The sequence below is a fragment of the Affinirhizobium lemnae genome (assembly GCF_022968395.1).
GTDB lineage: Bacteria > Pseudomonadota > Alphaproteobacteria > Rhizobiales > Rhizobiaceae > Neorhizobium > Neorhizobium lemnae.
Window position 1 is genome coordinate 217352 of the sequence record NZ_JALJQZ010000001.1, and the last position, 23146, is coordinate 240497.

The window sequence follows — 23146 nt, forward strand, 5'->3', positions numbered from 1 at the left end:
ATCAAACGGAGCGCATCAATCCGCCATCCACTTTCAGGCTCTGGCCGGTGATATAGCCCGCACCTTCGGAAACGAGGAAGGAGATGGTGGCCGCGATTTCCTCCATCGTGCCATAGCGCTTCATCGGCACGCTCTCACGCCGCTCCTCCGTGCCGGGCAGACTGTCGATCCAGCCTGGCAGAACATTGTTCATGCGCACATTGTCGATGGCATAAGTATCGGCAAACAGTTTCGTATAGGCCGCAAGACCCGCACGGAACACGGCAGAGGTGGGGAACATGGGCGATGGCTCGAACACCCAGGCGGTCGAGATGTTGACGATGGTGCCAGCCTTTTGCGCCTGCATGATGGGCGCCACCAGTCGAACCGGGCGGATGACGTTCATGAGATAGACATCCATGCCGGTGTGCCACTGCTCGTCGGTGATATCCAGAAGCTGCGCGCGCGGTCCATGGCCGGCAGAGTTCACCAGCGCGTCGATCCGGCCCCACTTTTCCATGGCGCCATCGATCAGCCGCTTGAGATCATCGTTCGATTGGTTGGAGCCGGTCACGCCGATGCCGCCAAGCTCTGTGGCCAAGGCTTCGCCCTTGCCGGAGGAGGAAAGGATGGCAACCTTGTAGCCATCGGCGGCGAGCCGCTTTGCGGCTGCCGCGCCCATGCCGCTGCCGCCCGCCGTAATGAGTGCCACTTTCGTCTCTGACATGATCTCTGCCTCCATAAGCTACAGCGCGGCGCGTTCGATTGAACGCGCGAACGACGCTGTAAGACTTTAAATTAATGCATATCGCGCTCAACCGAATCCGGTTGAGCGCGATATGCATTAGTGAGGCAGAGATATCACGGAAGGGAGCGACTGCAAGGGTGTTTCCAACCGGGAGAGGCGAGAAGCCTATTCAATACCGAGCTGTTCCGCCGTAATCCAGAACACTGCATCCTGGGATTCTGCTGTCTCCAGCCAGGTGAATTCCAGATGCGGGAATTCCTCTTCCAGAATTTCGCGACCGGAACCGATTTCGCACAACAGGCCGCCCTCGGGCGTCAAATATTTCGGTGCCTCGCGCAGGATTTCGCGAACGAGATCAAGTCCGTCTTCTCCGCCATCATGGGCCATGCGCGGCTCGGCCTGATATTCCGGCGGGTAGCCGGCAAGGGCTTCATGATCCACATAGGGCGGATTGGTGATGATGAGATCGTAGCGTCGTCCATCAAGCGGCTTGAAGAGATCACCCTGATGAAGCGTCACCTGACCCTCCACCTCGTGCTCGGCGACGTTGAGCCTGGCGACTTCCAAAGCATCGGCTGACAGGTCAACCGCATCGACCTCCGCCTGCGGGAAGAACTTCGCCATGATAACGGCCAGACAGCCGGAACCGGTGCAGATATCCACGGCACGTTCCACCATCATCGGATCCGGCAGCCAGTTGGAGCCATGCGGGTTGGTGTATTCCGCAAACAGGATTTCGCCGATATGCGAGCGAGGAACGATGACCCGCTCGTCCACATGAAAGCGCACACCCTGGATGTAGGAATGACCGGTTATGTAAGAGGACGGCTTGCGTGTGGAAACGCGCGTCTCGATCCGCTCCGCCAGAAGCTTGCGTTCGTGGGGCAGAAGTCTTGCATCCAGAAACGGGTCCAGCGTATCGATCGGCAGGTCGAGCGAATCGAGCAGCAGGAAAGCAGCGTCATCGCCTGCATTTCTAGTGCCGTGACCATAGGCCAGATCTGCCGCGTTGAAGCGCGAAATGGCATAACGCCAATAGTCGCGCAGCGTTACGAGTTCCTGAGTGATGAGGTCAGTGTTCAAGATCGTCTCACTTCCTGACTTGGGTTATCGCAGTTCCAGGTTATGGCACTTATAAAATATGGTCGTGCAAAACTGCCCTCGCTGTAGAATGGTGCGTGCGGCTGGTCAACAGAGTGAAGAACAACGGTGAGAAACAGAAATGCGCGCGGTCAGCGACCGCCAGCCCGGTCTCCGGGAAGGGTGCTGGGCAAAGCCGGCAAGCCGAAACTGAAGGCTGCGCCAAAGGCGGCTGCGGGCCAGCGCGTGACCCTGGCGCGGGCGCTTTCCAAGCTTGGCTTCTGTTCGCGCACGCAAGGGGAAGAACTCATGCGCGCGGGCCGCGTTTCCCTTGATGGAAATATCACGACTGACCTCGAAACCTGGCTGGACCTCGACACCGCAAATATCAGCGTGGATGGCCGACCGGTCGTCGCAGAAGACCATGTTTATCTGATGCTCAACAAACCGCGCGGCCTCGTCACCACCCGTCACGATCCGCAGGGTCGGGCAACAGTCTATGATTGCCTGAAACATCTGCCGGACCGGCATGTTTCCCCGGTCGGACGTCTGGACAAGGCGAGCGAAGGCCTGTTGCTCTTCACCAACGATACGCGATTTGCTGATGCCCTGCTCGATCCCAGAACGCATGTTTCTAAAACTTACCATGTACAGATCGATGGGCCTGCGGACGACACGCTCATTGAGGGCCTGCGAGCCGGCGTGGTGCATGACGAAGAAAGACTGAGCGCCAGACGCGTGGATGTCTTGCGGCAGGGCGAGAAAAACGCCTGGCTGGAAATTGTGCTCGATGAGGGCAAGAACCGGCAGATCCGCCGAATGCTGGAGGCGCATCAGGTCGAATGTCTCAGGCTCGTGCGCGTTGCTATCGGCGATCTGACGCTTGGAGATCTGGCAAAAGGTGAAAGCCGCAATCTAATGGAAGCCGAGGTCCTCGCACTCAAGCGGCTTTCTGGTTGACGTTAACACACGTCTTGAAGGGTGATGGAAAGCAGTTCCAGTTCCTGTCCGCCCGCCATGACGACATCGCCCACACGTTTTCCCACAAGCTGCCTCGCAACGGGCGATACGTAAGAGATGCTGCCTGCCTTGGGGTCTGCTTCATCTTCCCCCACGATCCGGTAGGTCTGAACCCTGCCGTCCTCCCTTGAGAAGGTGACGGTGTGGCCGAAAGCGACCACCTCGGTATCTGTCGGATCCGGTACGATCTGGGCAGTCCTTACCCGTTCCGTCAGATAGCGCAGGTCACGCAGCGGTCCGGCAGCCTGTCGTCTTCTTTCGTTAATGTCGTCGATTGCGCTGGACGCCTGGTAGGCCTCTCGCGCTTCCTCCAGCTGCCGCTTCATTTGCTCCAGTCCAGCCTCGGTCACAAGGTTTGGATGCGGCGATATGGGGCGGTCCGGCAACAGGGTTTCCGCTGCCGTTTCTGCACTCTCTTCATTTACGAAGGCCACACTCATGACGGACTCTTTCTTCTGGACTGCTAAAGCGTGTCGCGATCTTTCAGATTCGCTTCTAACGCTTTAGGTCTTTTCTCATCGCATGTCGTTATCGCAAAACCGCTGCACACTTTTAGCGACGACATGCTTCAGCAACTACATGATGCTCTTTGAGTTTCCGCATTGTACGTTTGCGCTGAGAGCGTGTTGCAGGCAGGAATCAATGTCAAATTCATTGCACTGGTGCAGTCGCGTGCGGCGATTTCTCGTTAAGGAAATGCAATGAACCAACGGATGAAGTGTACAGCTCCAATCTGCGATATTGGGAGGTGCTCTAAATCATATTTATGCTTTGCACAGAATAAGGCTTAGGCGAACCTGTCATCTACTTTGCCACGAAAGTCCGCAAGAAGTTGCACTATCTCGGGTCAACCCATGATGTAATTAAGTACAAACATCACCTAACGTCTGGAGGTTTTTTGGTTGGGAGACATGGATTCTCATATGATTTCAAAGGCTTAACAAAATCGCCTTTGATTTCCTATGTTTTCCTGCCGCGAGCGACCATGGATGCTATCTTTGTGCCCTGGCTTTGGGCCGACGTCAACATGGCGGGAGAGCGGCATTTATTTCCGCTCAAGAACGCACTGCTGACGGCTGATATTTGCGACCTCGGATGAGGTGATTAGCGTAAGTAAAAGTTGACCATTATGGGGTTCGGATGGACGCCAGTTTGCGCGCCGCGCCGCCTACAGCCTGCTGACCTTCTCCGTCGCATGGCAGGTGTGGGGCTGTTCCCTAGGGCTTTGGCAAGGGTAACCGTTCCGCTCCCGCATGGTTCATTGCCCTTTAAGTACGAGGCTGGGCAATAACGAATTCGACGCCAAGAGCGACCCGGGACAGCTCTTGGGCTACCGCGAGCTCAATCGCTGTCGAGCCATCATCAGTCGGAGTGATGGAAAATTGATTGTTGAATCGGTCTTCTAGTCTTGTTGCTTCGCTTCTAAATCGTTCGGGTAGGGCGTCAAGGATGGTCTCCTTGATGGTTGCCGCCGCTTCCCCAAGAGGTGGCAACTCAGATCCGGAGAGCCTATTCGCTATGCGACTGCTCAGATCTTGGATGTCACTAGTCTCTATATTCGATGACTCTGAACAGAACCAGGCCGTTCGACGTCCGGGTTTGAATACAATTCGTTCTTGCTCGCCGGAGGCCGCAGCAGCCCGCTCTCTAGCGTATTCAAGAAGCGCTTCTTTGTGTCGAAGTGATAACTGCGGTTGCGGACAAGAGCCGCCAGTCGCAACAGTCCCCAGAGCACTTCCTTGTCCAGATCGCTCCCGTCAAACAGAACATCGGTCCGGCTAATTGCAGCAGCAGCTTTATCCGTGCGTCCAGAGTCCATCTGGAATTCGTGCTTCCTTGCCCCGAAGATCAGTCTAGCATGCGATACTATTTTTTCGATCTTCGTGCATTCGAGAGCGCCGGCAGCCGTCTTGTTCAGTGTGAGGTCCCGATAAGCAGGCTTTCGTCCGCCGGCCTTGTCGGCGTTGAAGCTGTTTTCTGCATGAAGATTGACACCTTCTGCCAGCCAAGTTGCATGAGTCCTGATCGAGAATGCGACCGCATTCCGCACGACACGGACGAAGGCCTTGTTTCTCTTGATGTCTGACTGGCCGACGCTCGTGGTGTAGTAGTCCATGGCCTTGCGGACGAGCGAGTTGAAATCAGCGCCCGCATGTCCGGAGCAGATGTCCACGGAGTGCGCAATGATCTTGCCAAGCCTGATTTTGCGGGTGAGACGAGTCGCATCTCGTTTGCCGCCAACGCGCGCCAGCAGCTCGTCCATGTTCTGTGGCAGAAGGAAACGAAGCTTGTTGTTGTCGCCGGTTCTCAGGGCTTCCAGCAAACGTGTGCTCTCGGCAAGAGAGCGATAAAAATGCCGGATGCGATTGTGAAGGTTCCACAGTTCCTGGCGCTTCTCTTCCGGAATAGAGGGGTCATTCAGAACTTTGCCGAAGTGGTCGTATAGAGCGGCTCCGATCCTCTGTCTGGGGCGACCCTTGCGCGATTCGGCTCTGAACCCCTCGATGATCTGACGAGCGACGTCGCCGTGTCGAGTGTAGAGATCTTCAAGCTCTTCCGACCAGACCTTGTGTTTTTCAAAACCCTCAAGATCACGGGGGTCGGTCGCATTGAGTGTGATGATCTCACCGCGCTTGTTGATGAAGCCGTAGCCTGTCGGCCGCTTGTCACTCTTTCGCTCTTTGCCCTCGATCGTCAGTTCCTGCAGTCGGAGATGATCTTCGATCTTGCCGGCAGCCTCGCGGTAGGCTTCAGCGCCTGATGCGCCAATGGGAACTTTAAAGACGGATGTCCAGCGAGTCTTTGAGACTGGGGCTCCGCTCGTGCTACCGCTAGCAGCCCGCGCTTCGACAATGTCCTTGGCATTGTCATCTGTCTCCGGCTTCTTCCAGTTCACTTCATGCCGGGCATAGGGATGAACCTTGGCCTGCCAGCGCTTAAGATATAGCTGATATTCAGGATCCTGCAGCGGCACGTCCTCGAACTGCAGATCGGCGAAAAGATTCCAAAGGCAGGTGCCGAGATGAGTTCTCGCGATATAAGAGGGCAAATCGAACTGCCCCATCTTCTTGGCTTCGATCGGTGGATTTGCTCTTGAGCATCAATCCGCGTGAAGGGAGTGGCCGGCGTTCCTCCTGAGCGGCTGGAGGGCCGCCTTTATTCTCTAGCTCGGCCGCGACGTCCCTCAAATCGTGTGTAGCTGGTTCCCTTAGATCTCAGTAAGCGCATTCTTGCCCCCTCAGCTGTTACCAGACGAAGCATGAATTCAGCATATGGTTGCAGGGTGGTGCAGCGGGTTATCTTTGGGCTGAAATAGGTCAAACCAAATTTTTTTGGATAAGGTGACATTGACTGCCAAGACGGAAAGGGCAGCCCAAATTCTATGGGTGCCGACCGCACGCAAAAAGCGGACACGGAAAGCATGTCCTTATCCGTTCGCCCGGTTCAAGATCGCGGAGCTTTGATAGAGCGGTGTCAGGCAACGATCCCAGCGTGAACTCCTGCTGCTTCGAACAACCTTACTCCCTTGAGGCGTACATGTATGCTGATCCGGATAGGTGCTTAGGCAAACTGTTCCGGTTGCTGATTGCGTCAACAATCTAAGTAACTGAGAATAAACGAGAAAAAGAGTTTGGCTGGGGAACCTGGATTCGAACCAAGATTAACGGAGTCAGAGTCCGCCGTTCTACCATTGAACTATTCCCCAATCGCAAGGAGCTACGCCCTTGTAATGGCGATGCAGGCTTTCGTCGGAGAAGAAGCCCGATGCATTTTTACCCCGCAACATCGTGAGCGCCCTTCTAACAGAATTCCGCAGGTGATCAAGAGCGGTCGGCAAGTTTTTTGAGGAGAGCTGAAATTTTCCCGTGTGGTGAAAAATGCGCCGTCCGTCGGGGAGCATTCTCGGCATGATTTGCCTCTTCAAGCTTTCTGGATAAAGCCATTGGCGAATTCGCCAGAGGCTGTTATCCTGTTGCCAACGAAACGATTAACGCCGCTGCGGGCAAGCAATGCTCTGGGCGCGGCCATGGAATAAGACAGTGATGAACCCCGATAGCGGCGGAAAGCCGCCCGTAGGTGGTACGTCGGCAGATGGGCGACCCGGGGGTAAACCCCGCCGTCGCCGCAGGGCGAAACGGGGCGGCAAGCAGATTGCTGCGCCTGAAGGCTCGCGTGTACACGACGCGCAGGCCCGTTCTGAAGTCCGACGGCCGGAAACACAGGAACAACTCTCCCCGCGAAAGCGAAAGCGCCGCCGTGCGCGTGGCAACGGCCAGTCTGGCGGATCGCCGGGCGGTAGCGCGGGTGCGCAAGCGGGCGCAGCGGGACCTGCAAATGCCGATGCTCAATCGGGGCCGGACGCGACGTCGGCCAAGTCGGCTAACGCGGCAGGTCATGCGCCAAATGCAGGCCGGCGCAAGGGGCGAGGCAAGAAGGCGCACCAGGCGCGTGGTCTGCAGGGGCGCCCGCTCGCCACGCAGTCTCATGGGCATGGAAAGGGCGGGGCGGGTGCGAAAGCGCTCCAGACTTCTCCCTCGATGGCAACTACTGGCACGGCAAAGCCGCATCAGGCGAAAGGCGGCCATTCAAAGGGCCCGGCGCACCTCAGGCATGCTTCCGATCAACCGGCACGCACGTCATCTGGCGGTGACCAGTTCGCGGACCAGCGCCGACGCTCGCAGGCCGATGATCTCTACGCGGCGCTCGATCTTGGCACCAATAACTGCCGTCTGCTGATTGCACAGCCAACGCGCCCGGGGCAGTTCCGCGTCGTGGATGCGTTCTCGCGCATTGTTCGTCTGGGTGAAGGACTGGCCGCGACCGGAAGGCTTTCCGACGAGGCCATGGATCGTGCCGTAGAGGCGCTCAAAATCTGCGCTTCCAAGCTTGCCTCCCGCCAGATCCGCAAGATGCGTTTGATTGCGACGGAGGCCTGCCGTGCAGCGGCCAATGGCGAGGATTTCCTTGAGCGTGTCACCCGCGAGACCGGACTGACGCTGGAAATCATCGATCGGGAAACGGAAGCGCGGCTTGCCGTCTCCGGCTGCTCGTCGCTGGTCGGGCGCGAAGCGCGCTCGGTCGTTCTGTTTGACATCGGCGGCGGCTCGTCTGAAATCGCGGTCATTCGCATTCAGGACAATCGCTCCAGCCGGTTGGCCAACCACATCACGCACTGGACATCGCTGCCGGTGGGCGTGGTTACACTTTCGGAGCGCCATGGTGGGCGCGATGTCACACCCACCGTTTTCTCGGCCATGGTGGCGGAGGTCGAAACCATGCTTGCAGGTTTCGATTGCCCGAACTTTGGTGAAACCGACGGTCAGGAGCCGGATCCCGAATTCCACCTTATCGGAACCTCTGGCACGGTAACGACGCTTGCCGGCGTTCACCTCGATCTGCCACGCTATGATCGCCGCAAGGTGGATGGGCTCTGGTTGTCGGACGCGGAAGTCAGCGCCATGCAGGAGAAACTTCTGTCCTGGGATTTCGAGGGCAGGGCAACCAATCCCTGCATTGGGCCGGACAGGGCAGATCTGGTGCTCGCCGGATGTGCCATTCTGGAGGCTATCCGCCGTCGCTGGCCATCGCGACGCATGCGTGTCGCCGACCGCGGCCTTCGTGAAGGCCTGCTGACAGATATGATGGCGGATGATGGTGTCTGGCGCCGCGCGCGCGGACGCCGCGCTGAACATTCGGCCCGCAGTGCCGGGGAGACGCACAGATGACGAAAACACCGATCGGCCGAAAGCTCGGTCAAAAGGTCAAGAAGGGCAAGCTCAAGGCGTCGTCTCGCCGATGGCTGGAGCGTCATATCAACGACCCCTATGTCCAGCGGGCGAAGCTGGAGGGATATCGCGCCCGTGCCGCTTTCAAGCTGCTGGAAATCGACGAGAAGCACCAGATCCTGAAGGGCGCTCGCCGGATCATTGACCTTGGCGCCGCGCCCGGAAGCTGGTCGCAGATTGCCGCGAAAGTGACCGGATCGACGGAGGAGGATGTGCGCGTTGCGGCCATCGACTTCCTCGAAGTCGCACCCATTCCCGGTGTCAAGATCCTGCAACTCGACTTTCTGGATGATGATGCGCCACGCCAGCTGATGGAAGCTGTTGGCGGAACGCCAAACCTCGTGATGTCCGATATGGCGGCGCCGACCACCGGCCACCAGAAGACGGACCACCTGCGCACCATGCATCTGTGCGAAGTGGCGGCCTATTTCGCTGTAGAAGTTCTGGCGGAAGGTGGGCACTTTCTGGCGAAAACCTTCCAGGGCGGTACGGAGAAAGATCTGCTGAACATGCTCAAGCAGAATTTTCGGCAGGTCATGCACATCAAGCCTGCCTCCTCCCGTTCCGAATCGGTCGAAATGTTCCTGCTGGCCAAGGGCTTCAAAGGCCGCAAGGCTGTTCAGGATGCGGAAGATGCTACAATCGAGAGCGAGACCGCTGAGGAGTAGCAGCGATCTATTCGCCCGGCGCCTCTGCCGGATCGGCGGTTCTGATGCGATGGCCGGAGACGCTTGCGCCCGCATGGCGCGGTAGCGAGAGGATCGGGATGATCGAACAGAGCGAGATCGCCGAGACGATCAGGAAGGCCAGATGAAAATCCGCCAGTTGCAGGTGCGTTCCTGAGATATAGGAGGAAGACTCCAGTACGAGCGCTGCAAAGGCCACGCCAAGCGCCAGACTGACCTGCTGCATGACGGAACTGATGGACGTTGCCTGGCTCGCCTCGTCATCTCCGATGTCGGAATAGCTCAGAGCATTTGCGCCCGTGAAGAACAGCGACCGCGCAAGGCCCGATGCAAATAGGAAAAACGTGATGATGAGCGGCGGCGTGGCTGCAGTGAACAGCGCGTTCACGGCGGTCATTGCCGCACCTGCGACGCTTGCGCTCATGAGTGCCGTTCTGAACCCGATGGCGGCGAAGGCACGCTTTGCAACAAACTTGACTGTCAGCGCGCCAGCAGCCCCGGCAAAAGTGGTGAGGCCCGATTGAAACGGCGTCATCCCGAAGCTCAGCTGCAACATCAACGGCATGAGAAAAGGAACGGCACCGGTTGCTATTCGAAAAAGCGAACCGCTGGTGGTCGCAGCCCGGAAGGCCGTGTTGCGGAAGATCTCCAGTTTCAGGATGGGGTTCGGGTGACGCCGCGAATGCAGGATGTAAAGCCCTCCGCAGAGTATGCCCAGCAGCGTCGTGCCGATGCCGATCGCTGGTGGCAGAGCCGGAAGACTGACGACGGATAGCCCGAACACGAGTCCTGCCGCCGCAACAGCGGTCAGAACGAACCCGATCTTGTCCAGCGGCGGCGCTCCGCGGGGAGGAATCTCCGGAAGATGCACGGAAGATAGCCAGATGCCGATGATCCCGATCGGTACATTGATGATGAAGATCCAGTGCCAGGTGAAATAGGTGGTGATAAAGCCGCCGATCGGCGGACCGGTCAGCGGGCCGACCAGTGCCGGAATCGTTAGCAGCGCCATGGCCGAAACGAGATCCTTGCGGTCCGTCGTTCTGAGCAGAACGAGGCGACCGATGGGTGTCATCATCGCGCCGCCCATGCCCTGCAGGAAGCGTGACATGACGAAGCTGAAGACGGACGAGGAAATCGCACAAAAAATCGAGCCGACGACGAAAACGCCGATGGCCAGCCGAAAAACGTTCTTCGCGCCGAACTTGTCTGCCATCCAGCCGCTGATCGGGATGAAGACCGCCAGCGACACCATATAGGAGGTAAGCGCCAGCTTGAGCGTGATCGGGCTTACGCCGAGATCCATCGCGATGGCCGGTAAAGCTGTCGAGATAACGGTGGAGTCCATGTGTTCCATGAACAGGGCTACGGCGAGGATCAGCGGTACGATGCGGTTCATGCGGTCACGCTCAACAAAGATTGTGTCACTCACTACGCCCCTCGCTTTCGCCTCGCCAGTGCTTTCACGCGACTGTGAGCATTTTCACGTCTACGTGAGCGGAGTTTTCATTATCGATACCTCCATTATCTCTCGGTCCGGTCGCGCAATCACGACGATCCGCGATTATCGTACTGTTTGGAGGGATAGATGGCAGGATGGAAATTTGGACGGCGCGCACTTCTGGGCGCAACCGGTGCGGGAATTTTGGCGGCGCCGACAATTATCTCGAGTCGCGCCTTCGCGCAGACCGCTCCTCAAGCATCGACGGATAAAAGCATGACGACACAATTGCCGCCGGAGACGCACAGCTTCAAGCTGGGAGACTTCAAGGTTTTCGTTCTGAAGGATGGGGCAAGACCCTCCGGCAAACCGAATGAGACCTTCGGCACCAACCAGAGCGCGGATGCTGTCGGCGCCCTGCTGGCCGAGAATTTCCTGCCGAAGGACCAGTTCGTGAACTCCTTCGCTCCGGTCATTATCGATACCGGAAGCGATGTGGTGCTGTTCGACACGGGCCTTGGCCAGGCCGGACGCGCACAGGGTACGGGCCGACTGCTGGAAGGCATCAAGGCCGTTGGCTACAAGCCGGAAGACGTGACTGTTGTTGTAATCACCCACATGCATGGCGATCACATTGGCGGCCTGATGGAAGATGGAAAGCCGACCTTCGCTAATGCGCGCTACATCGCGGGCCAGGCGGAATATGACTTCTGGACCAATCCTGCCCGGGCTGGCACACCTGCAGAAGGCGGCCAGAAGGGCGTTCTGGCAAACGTCAAGCCGTTGGCGGAGAAGACGAAGTTCGTTGGTGACAATGCGTCCGTGACCTCCGGCATTACCGGCATGGCGGCCTTCGGTCATTCGCCGGGCCACATGATCTACAACGTCGAATCCGCGGGCAAGCGCCTGATCCTGACGGCAGATACGGCAAACCACTATGTGCTGTCGCTTCAAAAGCCGGAATGGGAAGTCCGCTTTGATATGGACAAGGCAGCCGCCGCCGCGACCCGCAAGAAGGTGTTCGATATGCTTGCGACCGACAAGGTTGCCTTCCTTGGCTACCATATGCCGTTCCCGGCGGTCGGTTTCGTGGAAAAGAAGGATACCGGCTACCGATTCGTGCCGAAGAGCTACCAGTTCGACATCTGACAGCAGTCAGTTTTATGGATCTGAAGGCGGGGTATCGGAAGAAGCCCCGCTTTTTGCTATTCCCATCCTGTCATAACCGTGTTACCAGCCCTCGCCAACTTCCCATTCCTGAAGAACGCTTCCGGTATCTCCCGCCGGGACGGGCTTCCTATATTGTAAGGAAATTGGCCATGGCTCGAATCATTGAATCCGCAACGGGCGCCGAAGCGCTGACTTTCGACGACGTGCTGCTGCAGCCGGGTCATTCCGAAGTCATGCCCGGACAGACGAATATAGCCACGCGCATTGCCCGCGACATCGATCTGTCGCTTCCGATCCTGTCGTCAGCCATGGATACGGTCACGGAAAGCCGTCTGGCAATCGCCATGGCACAGGCCGGTGGCATTGGCGTCATTCATCGCAATCTGACCCCTGTCCAGCAGGCCGAAGAAGTACGCCAGGTCAAGAAGTTCGAGAGCGGCATGGTCGTCAATCCGGTCACCATCGGTCCGGATGCCACGCTGGCCGAAGCTCTCTCTCTGATGAAGGCGCACGGCATTTCCGGCATTCCGGTGGTTGAAAACGGCGGTCGTCCCGGTCGGCTTGTCGGTATCCTCACCAACCGTGACGTTCGCTTTGCCTCCAATCCGAACCAGAAGATCTACGAATTGATGACCCGCGAAAACCTCGTGACGGTCAAGGATGGCGTAGACCAGCAGGAAGCCAAGCGCCTGCTTCATTCCCACCGCATCGAGAAGCTGCTCGTCGTCGACAATGACGGACGCTGCATCGGTCTGATCACCGTCAAGGACATTGAAAAGTCGCAGCTGAACCCGCATGCGGCCAAGGATGCGCAGGGTCGTCTTCGCGTTGCCGCTGCAATTTCGACCGGTGACGACGGTGTCGAGCGTGCCGAACGCCTGATCGAGGCGGGTTGCGACGTGATCGTCGTCGATACGGCGCATGGACATAGCCAGAAGGTTCTGGACGCCGTCGCACACGTCAAGAAGATGTCGAATGCCATCCGCATCATCGCAGGTAATGTGGCAACGGGCGAGGGAACGCGTGCGCTCATCGATTCCGGTGCCGATTGCGTGAAGGTTGGTATCGGTCCCGGTTCGATCTGCACCACACGCGTTGTGGCAGGTGTTGGTGTGCCCCAGCTTGCAGCCGTCATGGCGGCTGTCGAGGAAGCCAACAAGCACGACATTCCGGTTATCGCCGATGGTGGCCTGAAATTCTCCGGCGACGTGGCAAAAGCCATTGCCGCCGGTGCATCTGCCGTCATGGTCGGCTCGTTGCTGGCCGGAACGGATGAAAGCCCGGGCGAGGTCTATCTGTACCAGGGTCGTTCCTTCAAGGCCTATCGCGGAATGGGGTCCGTTGGTGCCATGGCGCGCGGTTCGGCAGACCGCTATTTCCAGGCGGAAGTGCGCGATACGTTGAAGCTGGTGCCGGAAGGCATCGAAGGTCAGGTTCCCTACAAGGGTCCGGTGTCGGCCGTGCTTCATCAGCTTGCGGGCGGCCTGAAGGCGGCCATGGGCTATGTGGGTGGCAAGGACATCAAGGACTTCCAGGAAAGGGCGACCTTCGTACGCATCTCCGGCGCTGGCCTACGGGAAAGCCATCCGCATGGCGTCACCATTACCCGTGAAAGCCCTAACTATCCCGGCAGCGGCGGTTAATAAATAAAGTTCCATCTTCGCGACAGGCGCCATTGCCAGCCGCAACGCCCTGACTATTCTGGTGCTGCCCTGTTCATCACGCGGGGCTTCAGGGGATCAGGGGTAGACAATGAGAAAACTGATTGCAGTCGCAGTTCTGGCCGCTCTTCCGGCCTTTCCCGTCCTCGGCCAGACGGTCGAGGCCGGTACTTATGATGTCCGCGGAACCAATCTGGACGGCAGCAAGTATCAGGGCACGGCCCGCATCAAGCTGACCAGCGAAACGACGTGCTCCATCGAGTGGAAAACGGGCTCAACGTCGTCTACAGGTATCTGCATGCTCTACGAGAACGCGTTTGCCGCCTCCTACATTCTTGGTAAGGATGTCGGTCTGGTGGTCTATGAGGTAAAGGGCGATGGCGTGCTGGAAGGCGTCTGGACCGTATCCGGCGAGGATGGTTCCGGCACCGAGACGCTCCGTCTTCGACGTCAATAAGGGTAGGCACCGGAAGTGGCCACGTATTGCGGGAATGCCTGGAAAGGAATGTGAATGATTTCGGATCAATCCATGATCTGGCCGATGTTTGCCCATGTCGTGCTTGTCTTCGTGCTCTACGTGCTTCTGTCACGCAGGCGCGTTGCGGCAGTCAAAGGTGGGCGGGCAACAGTGGCCCAGTTCCGCCAGAACCTGAGCGAGCCGGAAGACAGCCTGTTTGTGCATAACAACCTGAAGAACCAGTTTGAACTGCCGATCTTCTTCCATGTTGCCTGCATAGCGATCTACATCGTCAATGCGGACAATATCGGTACGGTCCTGCTCGCCTGGCTTTTTGTCATTTCCCGCTACGTGCACAGCTATATTCACATTTCCACGAACCATATTGCCCATCGTAGACCAGCTTTCATTGTGGGCTTTGGTGCGCTACTGATCATGTGGATCTGGCTCGCCATCTGGATGGTGCTGACCTGAGTCAGATGCTCAAATCCAGGTAGTTGAGGCAGATCAACACGCCGATGCTCAATCTCATCTAGACAAGGTTCGGGCTGCTCGACCGCCCGGACCTTGTTGTTTCTAGATGGAGTTCAATCATGGCTTGGACAATGAAAGCTGCCGTGGTGCGTGCCTTCGGGCAGCCGCTCGCAATCGAGGAAGTGGCAGTTCCGGAGCCGGGCCCAGGCCAGCTTCTCGTGAAGTACATGGCGACTGGCGTGTGCCATACGGATCTCCATGCCGCCAATGGCGATTGGCCGGTCAAGCCGAACCCTCCCTTTATTCCGGGCCATGAGGGCGTGGGCTTCGTGGCCAAACTCGGTGCCGGCGTGAAATCCGTGAAAGAGGGCGATCGTGTGGGCGTTCCGTGGCTGCACACGGCATGCGGTTGCTGCTCGCCCTGCCGCACGGGATGGGAAACATTGTGCGGCTCGCAGCAGAATACCGGCTATTCGGTCAACGGCACCTTCGCACAATATGGCCTGGCCGATCCCGCCTTTGTCGGAAAGATACCGGACAATCTCGAATTCGGACCGGCAGCCCCGATCCTGTGTGCGGGCGTGACCGTCTACAAGGGTCTCAAGGAAACGGAAGTCAGGCCGGGGGAATGGGTGGTCATCTCGGGCATCGGCGGGCTGGGCCATCTGGCCGTTCAATATGCCAAGGCCATGGGCATGCATGTTGTTGCTGCAGACATCTTCGATGACAAGCTGGCGCTGGCCAAAACCTTCGGTGCCGATCTGACCGTCAATGGTCGGGATGCCGATGCCATCGCGCAGGTTCAGAAGGCAACAGGTGGCGTTCACGGCGCATTGGTGACGGCTGTCTCGCCCAAGGCTATGGAGCAGGCCTATGGTTTCCTGCGCTCCAAGGGCACCATGTCGCTCGTCGGGCTGCCACCTGGTTTCATCTCTCTGCCCGTGTTCGATACGGTGCTGAAGCGCATCACCGTGCGCGGATCGATCGTCGGCACACGGCAGGATCTGGAGGAAAGCCTGATGTTCGCGGGCGAAGGCAAGGTTGCCTCGCATTTCTCGTGGGACCGGATCGAAAACATCAACGACATCTTCCACCGCATGGAGGCGGGCAAGATCGATGGACGTATCGTCCTGGATCTAACAACCTGATTCTCACGTAGAAGTGTATGCGAAGACAATAATGAGCGGCTGTCTGGCCGCTCGACTTGTTCCATCTTCTTCGCATAACGATCAAACGGAGGAAGAGCAGTGACCGAAGAAGCGGGCAAGCCGAACATCACGCAGGCCATGATCGACGCCTACGATGAATACACCCATCTCAGTCTTGACCGTCGGAAGTTCATGGAAAGGTTGACGGTCCTTGCAGGCTCTGGCGCAGCCGCGGCAACCATCGCTCCCATGCTCGCGGCAAATAGCGCGCAGGCCGCCATGGTGGCTGCGGATGATAGCCGTGTCGCCGGTCAGGATGTCACCTATCCCGGTGCCTCGGGTGAGATGAAGGGCTATCTCGTCACGCCGAAATCCGCTTCTGGCCCATTGGGATCTGTCATCGTCATCCATGAAAATCGCGGCTTGAACGAGCATATTCGTGATGTCGCCCGCCGCGTGGCTGTCGATGGCTTCGTGGTACTTGCGCCGGATTTCCTGTCTCCGCAGGGCGGCACACCGTCGAACGAGGACAAGGCACGCGAGATGTTCAGCACGCTCGACATGGCCCAAACGGTCGCCAATGGCGAGGCCACACGGGCATTTCTCGCCAAGCGTCAGGGCGCCAATGGCAAGGTGGGTGCGGTTGGTTTCTGCTGGGGAGGCGGCCTGGTCAATCGCATGGCCACCAAGTCACCGGAGTTGAACGCAGGCGTCGCCTATTATGGCACGCAGGCACCGGCAGCCGATGTTCCTGCCATCAAGGCGCCGCTCCTGCTGCATTATGCGGGTCTCGATGAACGGATCAATGCCGGGATCGACGCCTACAAGAAAGCGCTGACGGATAACGGCAAGACATTCGAGATCTTCATCTATGACGGCGTCAACCACGCCTTCAACAATGATACCTCGGCGGCGCGCTACGACAAGGCTGCAGCCGATCTTGCCTGGAGCCGCACGACAGCCTTCTTCAAGAAGTATCTGGCCTGATCGCAGTGGATGTTGCCCGGTTACCAGCCGGGCATCATCGGTATGCTGCGCAAGCGTGTTCCGCTGCGGCCGAACGGCTTGATTTCCGCGCCATCCACCTCATCGGCAGCCACCGTCGACGAAATATTGTCGAGACATGCGGTGATGTGATCCGTGATCGCCGTCATCAGCGAAGTCGACAGACCGGGGCGTTTCATCAAACCGATCTGGACCGGGGGCAGCGAAGGAAAGCCATCCGTCTGCGTAAGAACTTTCATGCCAGGGCGAAGTGCCGATTCCGGCAGCACCGAAACCGCCATTCCAGCCAGCACGGCCGCGGCGACCACGGTTGAAGACCAGCTTGTGAACAGAATCTGATAGTCGCGCCCATCCGCATCGAGCGCCGAGCAGGCAAGCTGTCGCCAGTTGCAATCACGGCGTCCAACGGCCAGAGGCACAGGCGCGCTGTCCCGCAGCGGATGATTTGCCGATGCGACCCAGCACAGCGGCTCGGTTCGCACCACATCCGATTGCCGCGCACGTGGATTATGGGTCACGAGCGCGATGTCAAGTTCGCCTCTTGCCATCTTCTCGGCCAGATCGACGGAGGGCTCGCAGACGATGTAAAGCTCGACATTCGGATGTGTCTTGGCAAAACGACCAATGATTTCAGGCATGTAGCGGTCGGCATAGTCATCGGGCGTGCCAATGCGCAAGGTGCCTTCAAGACGGTTGTCGTCAAATGCGGCGATTGCTTCGTTGTTGAGGCGAATGATGCGGCGCGCATAGTTCAGGAGTTTTTCACCTTCCGCCGTAAGCCGGTTGCCTCGTCCGTCCTTGGTGAAGAGCTGCTTGCCGACTCGTTCTTCCAGACGTCGCATCTGCATGGACACCGCGCTCTGCGTCTTGAACACGCGGTCAGCTGCCTTCGTGAAACTGCCCGCGTCGACGATTGCGACGAAGGTATGCAGCTGATCTATATCCAAAGGTGCAGACATTTGTTTTATCCATCAGGTTCTCTGATGTTAATCATTAGAAACATTCGTTGGACTGATCAATATGAATTCGGCGATAACTAAAACATAGCAAAGCGACATTGACCCCCAACGCCGCCAAATGCTGTCACTCCTGTGCAGCCGTGCAGGAGCGAGCTCCCTCGTGCCGAATCGAAAGGATACTCCCATGCGCACGACCGACCGGACCTTTACCCCTGCACTGGCTACTGCTGGCAAAGCCGAAACACGTTTCTTCGCCTCGGCTGTATTCTGGGTCAAATCCGTATTGAACGGTCTGCGCAATCGACAGGCGCTGTCAGCGATCGCAGAGCTTGACGAAGTCCATTTGCGAGACATCGGTCTTAACCGCCGGGACGTTGATCACGCACTTGAAACGACAGGTCTGTTGAAGGATCCGTTCACGCTCTTGCCGCCTGCTCCTCGTCAACGCAGCACATTTTCTCCGTGAGGTGACAAGCCCAACCGTTGGGCTGAGTTCAAACTTCAGGTGGCCTATCCTGCCGCCTTGGCATTTCGGGTCAGGTGATACGCCTCCCGCCTGTTCGGAATGCTCCAACTCGAATTTTCCCCGCAGGGTACGCCAATATCCCTGCCCCTTGCCCGGCCGGTATGCCCACCTGCCGGGCTTTTTTTATCGTGGAAGGGGCTCAGCCGTCACTCTTGCTTGGCTCTGCGGCTGCACCGCGCCGGTAGCCTTCCAAGAGTGCTTCCATATTCTTCTGATAGGCTTTCTGGACCTCAACCCCTGTATCGAACATGGAATTCAGCATAGACCGGAAAGCCTCGCTATCCGGCTGGGGTACTTCTGCCTGCGCCTGTGGCTGCGCGGCTTCCTCGGCTGGCTTGGATTGCAATCCGCGGGTCATCATGTCCTGAAATGCTTTGGCGAAGGGGTTGTCGAGGAAGGGATTTCCGGTCGCCTGCACCTTCTGTTCCTGCTGCTTGTCCAGCCCCCAGAAACTGCGCACAGCCTGGAACATCGGATTATCAAGGGAGAAGGGGTCGGCTTGCGGTTTCGGCTTCGGCTGGAAACCAATGGCCTGTAGCCATTGCTCGCTCATGCGGGTCATGGCGTCCGGCGAAAAGGCATTGTTTGGCGTCATCTGGCCGCTCATCTGCTTGAACAGTCCGCCCATCAGCGTATCTGCCATGGCAGGCATCATCTGCTTCAGCACGTCTTGCCCGATGCCGGTCAGTTGTGCGGCCTGCTCTGCCACCGCTCGGGAAACCTCCTTGGAACCGAAGAGCTTCTCCAGTACGGCATTGCCATCCATCATGCCCTGTGGGGTAAAGGCCTTGCTGACATCCTCGAAATACTTGCCATAATTGCCGGAATACATGGCGCTCATCAGCGAGCTCATATCGTAGGGATTAGTACTCGATCGCTTGAAACCGGAGGAGAAGGCAGGCAGCAGTGCGGCCATGGCCTGCGCTGTCTGCTCCTGCGCCAAATTGAACTGCTTGGCCATGGCATCCATGGCTGCACCGTTCTGCGCTCTCATGATCATATCGAACAGCGGCAGCATTCTATGGCTCCTCTCTGGATTGTGCTTATGACCGCACTATAGCGCATCCGGTAAACTGTGCAGCGGTTTTCGGAGGTAATTCAGAGAGAAAGGGGGGAAGGGGCATGGCCCCTCCCTGATCATCAATAACCCATCGTCAAACGCTGATGGTCAGTATTGGTATTCGTCGAAAACCGGATCGACCGATCCATTCCAGCGCCCGTTGAAGAGAACGAGCAGTTCTTCCGCAAGAACACGTTTCTTCGCCAGAATTTCTTCAAGCGGCTGCAGGAAGATGCGTTCATCCTGACCATCGCCGTTCAGGCGAGCACGCCGCTTCAGACCATCGGTTGAAATTCGTACGATCTCGCGTGCCGTCTCCATCAGCGGATGTCCGGCAATCTCGGCCTGAAGGCCCGCTGCCGGAACCGCATCCCGAAGAGCCTGCACCGCCTCGAAGCTCCAGCCTGCGGTCACCTCCTCGGCAGCCGCCATGGCGGTGTCATCGTATAGTAGACCGACCCAGAAGGCGGGAAGCGCGCAGATGCGACGCCACGGGCCGCCATCCGCTCCACGCATTTCCAGGTAGCGCTTCAGCCGCACATCCGGGAACAATGTCGACAGGTGGTTGGTCCAGTCGCCCATATTGGGCTCCCAGTCCGTGACCTCGCCTTTCAGGGCGCCATTCATGAACTGGCGGAAGGTCACGTGGGTGCAATCATGATAGCGGCCGTCGCGCACGATGAAATACATCGGTACATCCAGTGCCCATTCCACATAGTCTTCGAATGTGAAACCATCGCCGAGAGCTTTGGGCAGCAAGCCAGAGCGCGCATTGTCGGTATCGCGCCAGATCTCGCCGCGCCAGCTTTGCAGACCGTTCGGCTTGCCTTCCGTGAAGGGTGAGGAGGCAAACAGGGCAGTCGCGAGCGATTGCAGCTTCATCGAAAGCTTCATCTTCCGCGCCATATCGCCCTCGGAAGAGAAGTCCAGGTTCACCTGGATGGTGCAGGTGCGATACATCATGTCCAGGCCATGACGTCCCACTTTCGGCATGTAGCGCGTCATGATGTCGTAGCGGGATTTCGGCATGCGCGGCGTCTCGGCCAGCGTCCATTTCGGACTACCGCCGATACCAAGGAAGCGGATGCCCATCGGCTCCGCTATGTCGCGCAAGACGGCAAGGTGCTGGTTGGATTCACGACAGGTCTGATGCAGGGTCTCAAGCGGCGCACCGGAGAGCTCGAACTGGCCGCCGGGTTCGATGGAGATCGCACCCATGCCGGACTGCTCGCCCAGGCCGATGATGTTGTCGCCATCCATGATCGGTTCCCAGCCCAGCTTTTCCTGCATGCCGTTCAGCAGGGCGGAAATGCTGCGATCACCGAAATAGGGAACGGGACTGTTATCCGCCCGGAAGAACGCAAACTTTTCATGCTCGGTGCCGATCCGGAAATCGCTTTCCGGCTTGCAGCCCTTTGCCAGATAGTCGGCCAGTTCAGCCGTAGAGGTCAGCGGTGTGCTATCGGTAGTGTCACGGGCCATGGGAGACCTTGTTCAATGAAATTGCGGATGGGATTCCGATGATGGCTGCTTGAACCGGATCTTTGATCGGTGCAAGTGAATTTCTTTTGCAAGTCAGATTGAATATGCACTGGATGACCAATCACCAATTGCAGCCTGAACCACGGCAAGTGCTGCAACGGCTGCCGTATCCGCCCGCAAGATTCGCGGACCAAGCGGAATTGCGGTGACGTAGGGAAGGGTGCGAAGCCATTGGCGCTCCTCCTCGGAAAAGCCGCCTTCCGGACCCACGAGCAGTGCCAGCTTGCGTTCGGAAATTCCAGAAAGGACGGGTAGGGGGTTCTGGCTTTCCTCGCCTTCATCGCAGTAGATGATGCGGCGGTCCTTCGGCCAGGTTTCCAGCAGATCGCGCAGGCGAACAGGCGTGCGAACCTCCGGCACGGAAAGAATTCCGCATTGCTCTGCGGCTTCCACGACATTGGCCTGCAAACGATCCAGATTGGTGATCTTGCCCTGGACATGCTGTGTCATGACCGGCTGAAGCAGGCCTGCGCCCATCTCGACGGCCTTCTGCACCAGATAGTCCAGCCTCCCCACCTTCAATGGTGCGAAAAGATAATGAAGATCCGGCAGCGGTGTCTGGGGTCGCGTCTGCTCCACAGGCGCCAACAGCAGTTTCTTGCGGCTGGGAAGCACCAGCCTGGCACGCCATTCGCCATTTGCACCATCGAAGATCAGCACGTCGTCATCGGCCTGCATACGCAGCACGTTGACGAGATAATTGTACTGATCGGCCGTGGCCTCCAGCTCGGCGCCAGCCGAAATGGCAGAGGCAACGAAGAGTCTTTGCATACGGAAGTTGGCGCGCATCGGGAATGCCTGTTCAGCCTAAAAACCGCAACATAAGCATCACCACGCCACCTGCAAGGGCCGCCGACAGCGGAACCGTGATCATCCATGCTGCAAGAATGCTCAGCAGGTGCGATCGGCGCACCAGGCGTCGGCGTCGTTCTTCAGCCTGATTGACATCTCGCGGGGGCTTGCCCGGGGCGACTTCGGTCATCCCCTGTTCTTGTGCAGTCAGGGAAAGATAGGTCTGTCTCTGCGCAGACCGGCGAATGTACCATTCGCGAAACAGCCCGACACCGAAGACTGAGCCGACAGCGATGTGCGTCGAGCTCACCGGAGCGCCGATGCTGGAGGCTAAAATGACGGTGACCGCGGCCGAAAGAGCAACGCAGTAGGCCCGCATCGGATTGAGCTTGGTGATCTCCTTGCCAACCAGATTGACCAGTCGCGGTCCAAAAAGTAGCAGGCCAAGGGCAATTCCCAACCCGCCGATCGTCAGTTCCCAGAGGGGTACGGACTGCATCTCGAAATTCTGGGATCCTTCCAGGGCAGAAACGATGGCCGCCAGGGGTCCGATTGCATTGGAAACATCGTTCGCGCCATGAGCAAAGGAGAGCAGCGCCGCAGAAAAAATCAGTGGAATGCGAAACAGCACGCGCAGGGACTGGTTGCGGTTCTCAAGTCCTTCCGCGCTTTTTGCAATTATAGGTTGAATTATCATCCAAACCAGGACGCCGGTCACGAAACCAATACTCAGCGTGACGTGCATCGACAGGAATATAATCTCGTTTGGCAAAACGATGAGGATATAGGTGGTGAAACTGCCGAACATCAGAGCAATCAAAAGCGGCACCCAACGCCGGGCCGCGGCAATCTTGTCGGGCGTATAGATGATGAACGTCTTGATAAAGGCGAGCATGGCCACGGCGATCAGCGCACCGAGAAGAGGCGATACGACCCAGCTGATTGCGATGCCGCCGAGCACGGACCAGTTGACGGCATTCACCCCCGCAGCTGCAACGCCAGCGCCCATGACACCACCCACGATCGAATGGGTGGTCGAAACCGGTGCGTTGATCCAGGTTGCGATATTGATCCAGGCTGCTGCGGCAATGAGAGCTGCCATCATGATCAGCGACAGTTGAACTGGTCCCTGCACCATGTTCGGTCGCACGATGCCGATCGCGATTGTCCGCACGACATCGCTGCCGGAGATCAGCGCGCCTGCGATCTCGCAAATCGCCGCCAGCACAAGGCCCGTTCCGATGCTCATGGCACGCGCGCCAACCGCAGCGCCAATATTGTTGGCAACGTCGTTTGCGCCGATATTCATGGCCATGTATGCGGCAAGCGCCGCCGCAAGGACAATAAGAATACTTTCCGGATGACCCGTCATGGCGCCCACGGCCATCAGCATCGCTGCGACGACAAAAAGAAAGGCCGCTCCGGGGGCAGCCAGCCTGCGCCCGATATGGCGCGAGGCATCCTCGACAAGGTTAATCTTTTCCAGATCTTTATCCAGCGTTGCTTTGCGCAAGGACTTTCGCCGGTTCGCCTTTGATGGGTCAGGATTATTCACGCAGCCTCAAACCGCCATCTTTGTATTGCCGATGTAATCAGCGGTCTTTGGCAGACG

The 23146-nt window shown here is 58.1% G+C and carries 20 protein-coding genes and 1 tRNA gene; 10 read left to right on the top strand and 11 right to left on the bottom strand.

Going from position 1 to position 23146, the window contains the following annotated elements:
- Nucleotide 1: 1 nt before the first annotated feature.
- On the bottom strand, nt 2-706 hold the full coding sequence (locus MUU53_RS01015) for an SDR family oxidoreductase (protein ID WP_247259186.1): 705 nt from the start codon (nt 704-706) through the stop codon (nt 2-4).
- A 186-nt stretch (nt 707-892) separates the two neighbouring features.
- Nucleotides 893-1810: a 50S ribosomal protein L3 N(5)-glutamine methyltransferase gene (prmB, locus tag MUU53_RS01020; RefSeq protein WP_247259187.1), complete on the bottom strand. Its 918-nt coding sequence runs from the start codon at nt 1808-1810 to the stop codon at nt 893-895.
- 180 nt (nt 1811-1990) lie between these two features.
- Between prmB and MUU53_RS01025 the strand changes: the two genes are divergently transcribed.
- On the top strand, nt 1991-2767 hold the full coding sequence (locus tag MUU53_RS01025; RefSeq protein WP_247259188.1) for a pseudouridine synthase: 777 nt from the start codon (nt 1991-1993) through the stop codon (nt 2765-2767).
- A gap of 2 nt (nt 2768-2769) precedes the next feature.
- On the opposite strand, the gene greA is transcribed toward MUU53_RS01025, so the two are convergent.
- From greA to MUU53_RS01040, 3 genes are all read right to left on the bottom strand, one after another.
- Nucleotides 2770-3267, bottom strand: a complete 498-nt coding sequence (gene greA / locus MUU53_RS01030; RefSeq protein WP_247259189.1) for a transcription elongation factor GreA — start codon at nt 3265-3267, stop codon at nt 2770-2772.
- Nucleotides 3268-4379: 1112 nt separating this feature from the next.
- A complete protein-coding gene (cas13a, locus tag MUU53_RS01035; protein WP_247259190.1) occupies nt 4380-5891 on the bottom strand; it encodes a type VI-A CRISPR-associated RNA-guided ribonuclease Cas13a in 1512 nt (503 codons plus the stop codon).
- A gap of 568 nt (nt 5892-6459) precedes the next feature.
- Nucleotides 6460-6533: transfer RNA gene (locus MUU53_RS01040), tRNA-Gln, on the bottom strand.
- 337 nt (nt 6534-6870) lie between these two features.
- On the opposite strand from MUU53_RS01040, the gene MUU53_RS01045 reads away from it, so the two are divergent.
- Together MUU53_RS01045 and MUU53_RS01050 are read left to right on the top strand one after the other, a co-directional pair.
- The gene (locus MUU53_RS01045; RefSeq protein WP_281434941.1) at nt 6871-8553 is read left to right on the top strand and encodes a Ppx/GppA phosphatase family protein; all 1683 of its coding nucleotides are present in this window, start codon (nt 6871-6873) and stop codon (nt 8551-8553) included.
- On the top strand, nt 8550-9281 hold the full coding sequence (locus tag MUU53_RS01050) for an RlmE family RNA methyltransferase (RefSeq protein WP_247259192.1): 732 nt from the start codon (nt 8550-8552) through the stop codon (nt 9279-9281). Before MUU53_RS01045 ends, MUU53_RS01050 begins: the two co-directional genes overlap by 4 nt.
- Before the next feature lie 7 nt (nt 9282-9288).
- On the opposite strand, the gene MUU53_RS01055 is transcribed toward MUU53_RS01050, so the two are convergent.
- Nucleotides 9289-10698, bottom strand: a complete 1410-nt coding sequence (locus MUU53_RS01055; RefSeq protein ID WP_247259251.1) for an MFS transporter — start codon at nt 10696-10698, stop codon at nt 9289-9291.
- A gap of 189 nt (nt 10699-10887) precedes the next feature.
- Here MUU53_RS01055 and MUU53_RS01060 point away from each other — a divergent pair, with 189 nt between their 5' ends.
- The 6 genes from MUU53_RS01060 to MUU53_RS01085 all read left to right on the top strand — a co-directional run bounded on the left by MUU53_RS01060 (nt 10888) and on the right by MUU53_RS01085 (nt 16637).
- Nucleotides 10888-11889, top strand: coding sequence for an MBL fold metallo-hydrolase (locus MUU53_RS01060; protein WP_247259193.1), 1002 nt, complete (start codon nt 10888-10890; stop codon nt 11887-11889).
- Between the two features lie 170 nt (nt 11890-12059).
- On the top strand, nt 12060-13553 hold the full coding sequence (guaB, locus tag MUU53_RS01065) for an IMP dehydrogenase (RefSeq protein ID WP_247259194.1): 1494 nt from the start codon (nt 12060-12062) through the stop codon (nt 13551-13553).
- 109 nt (nt 13554-13662) lie between these two features.
- Nucleotides 13663-14028 (top strand): hypothetical protein, encoded by a 366-nt coding sequence (locus tag MUU53_RS01070; protein WP_247259195.1) that lies wholly within the window; start codon nt 13663-13665, stop codon nt 14026-14028.
- A gap of 54 nt (nt 14029-14082) precedes the next feature.
- On the top strand, nt 14083-14502 hold the full coding sequence (locus MUU53_RS01075) for an MAPEG family protein (protein ID WP_247259196.1): 420 nt from the start codon (nt 14083-14085) through the stop codon (nt 14500-14502).
- 119 nt (nt 14503-14621) lie between these two features.
- On the top strand, nt 14622-15650 hold the full coding sequence (gene adhP / locus MUU53_RS01080) for an alcohol dehydrogenase AdhP (RefSeq protein ID WP_247259197.1): 1029 nt from the start codon (nt 14622-14624) through the stop codon (nt 15648-15650).
- A gap of 138 nt (nt 15651-15788) precedes the next feature.
- A complete protein-coding gene (locus MUU53_RS01085) occupies nt 15789-16637 on the top strand; it encodes a dienelactone hydrolase family protein (RefSeq protein ID WP_247259252.1) in 849 nt (282 codons plus the stop codon).
- Between the two features lie 20 nt (nt 16638-16657).
- Here MUU53_RS01085 and MUU53_RS01090 read toward each other — a convergent pair whose 3' ends face one another.
- On the bottom strand, nt 16658-17614 hold the full coding sequence (locus tag MUU53_RS01090; RefSeq protein ID WP_247259198.1) for a LysR substrate-binding domain-containing protein: 957 nt from the start codon (nt 17612-17614) through the stop codon (nt 16658-16660).
- A gap of 184 nt (nt 17615-17798) precedes the next feature.
- Between MUU53_RS01090 and MUU53_RS01095 the strand changes: the two genes are divergently transcribed.
- Nucleotides 17799-18080: a hypothetical protein gene (locus tag MUU53_RS01095; protein ID WP_247259199.1), complete on the top strand. Its 282-nt coding sequence runs from the start codon at nt 17799-17801 to the stop codon at nt 18078-18080.
- A 199-nt stretch (nt 18081-18279) separates the two neighbouring features.
- On the opposite strand, the gene MUU53_RS01100 is transcribed toward MUU53_RS01095, so the two are convergent.
- From MUU53_RS01100 to MUU53_RS01115, 4 genes are all read right to left on the bottom strand, one after another.
- A complete protein-coding gene (locus MUU53_RS01100) occupies nt 18280-19158 on the bottom strand; it encodes a DUF937 domain-containing protein (protein ID WP_247259200.1) in 879 nt (292 codons plus the stop codon).
- Between the two features lie 150 nt (nt 19159-19308).
- Complete coding sequence (locus MUU53_RS01105; RefSeq protein ID WP_247259201.1) at nt 19309-20682, bottom strand: glutamate--cysteine ligase; 1374 nt, start codon at nt 20680-20682, stop codon at nt 19309-19311.
- A gap of 93 nt (nt 20683-20775) precedes the next feature.
- On the bottom strand, nt 20776-21531 hold the full coding sequence (locus MUU53_RS01110) for a 16S rRNA (uracil(1498)-N(3))-methyltransferase (RefSeq protein ID WP_247259202.1): 756 nt from the start codon (nt 21529-21531) through the stop codon (nt 20776-20778).
- Between the two features lie 13 nt (nt 21532-21544).
- Nucleotides 21545-23047, bottom strand: a complete 1503-nt coding sequence (locus MUU53_RS01115; RefSeq protein WP_247259203.1) for an inorganic phosphate transporter — start codon at nt 23045-23047, stop codon at nt 21545-21547.
- Nucleotides 23048-23146 lie beyond the last annotated feature (99 nt).

Coding starts and splice junctions, on each gene's coding strand:
- MUU53_RS01075 (WP_247259196.1), top strand. CDS start 14,083: ATGATTTCGGATCAATCCATGATCTGGCCGATGTTTGCCCATGTCGTG.
- guaB (WP_247259194.1), top strand. CDS start 12,060: ATGGCTCGAATCATTGAATCCGCAACGGGCGCCGAAGCGCTGACTTTC.
- MUU53_RS01105 (WP_247259201.1), bottom strand. CDS start 20,682: ATGGCCCGTGACACTACCGATAGCACACCGCTGACCTCTACGGCTGAA.
- adhP (WP_247259197.1), top strand. CDS start 14,622: ATGGCTTGGACAATGAAAGCTGCCGTGGTGCGTGCCTTCGGGCAGCCG.
- MUU53_RS01045 (WP_281434941.1), top strand. CDS start 6,871: ATGAACCCCGATAGCGGCGGAAAGCCGCCCGTAGGTGGTACGTCGGCA.
- MUU53_RS01055 (WP_247259251.1), bottom strand. CDS start 10,698: ATGAACCGCATCGTACCGCTGATCCTCGCCGTAGCCCTGTTCATGGAA.
- MUU53_RS01110 (WP_247259202.1), bottom strand. CDS start 21,531: ATGCGCGCCAACTTCCGTATGCAAAGACTCTTCGTTGCCTCTGCCATT.
- MUU53_RS01085 (WP_247259252.1), top strand. CDS start 15,789: ATGATCGACGCCTACGATGAATACACCCATCTCAGTCTTGACCGTCGG.
- MUU53_RS01095 (WP_247259199.1), top strand. CDS start 17,799: ATGCGCACGACCGACCGGACCTTTACCCCTGCACTGGCTACTGCTGGC.
- cas13a (WP_247259190.1), bottom strand. CDS start 5,891: ATGGGGCAGTTCGATTTGCCCTCTTATATCGCGAGAACTCATCTCGGC.
- greA (WP_247259189.1), bottom strand. CDS start 3,267: ATGAGTGTGGCCTTCGTAAATGAAGAGAGTGCAGAAACGGCAGCGGAA.
- MUU53_RS01070 (WP_247259195.1), top strand. CDS start 13,663: ATGAGAAAACTGATTGCAGTCGCAGTTCTGGCCGCTCTTCCGGCCTTT.
- MUU53_RS01050 (WP_247259192.1), top strand. CDS start 8,550: ATGACGAAAACACCGATCGGCCGAAAGCTCGGTCAAAAGGTCAAGAAG.
- MUU53_RS01090 (WP_247259198.1), bottom strand. CDS start 17,614: ATGTCTGCACCTTTGGATATAGATCAGCTGCATACCTTCGTCGCAATC.
- MUU53_RS01015 (WP_247259186.1), bottom strand. CDS start 706: ATGTCAGAGACGAAAGTGGCACTCATTACGGCGGGCGGCAGCGGCATG.
- MUU53_RS01100 (WP_247259200.1), bottom strand. CDS start 19,158: ATGCTGCCGCTGTTCGATATGATCATGAGAGCGCAGAACGGTGCAGCC.
- MUU53_RS01060 (WP_247259193.1), top strand. CDS start 10,888: ATGGCAGGATGGAAATTTGGACGGCGCGCACTTCTGGGCGCAACCGGT.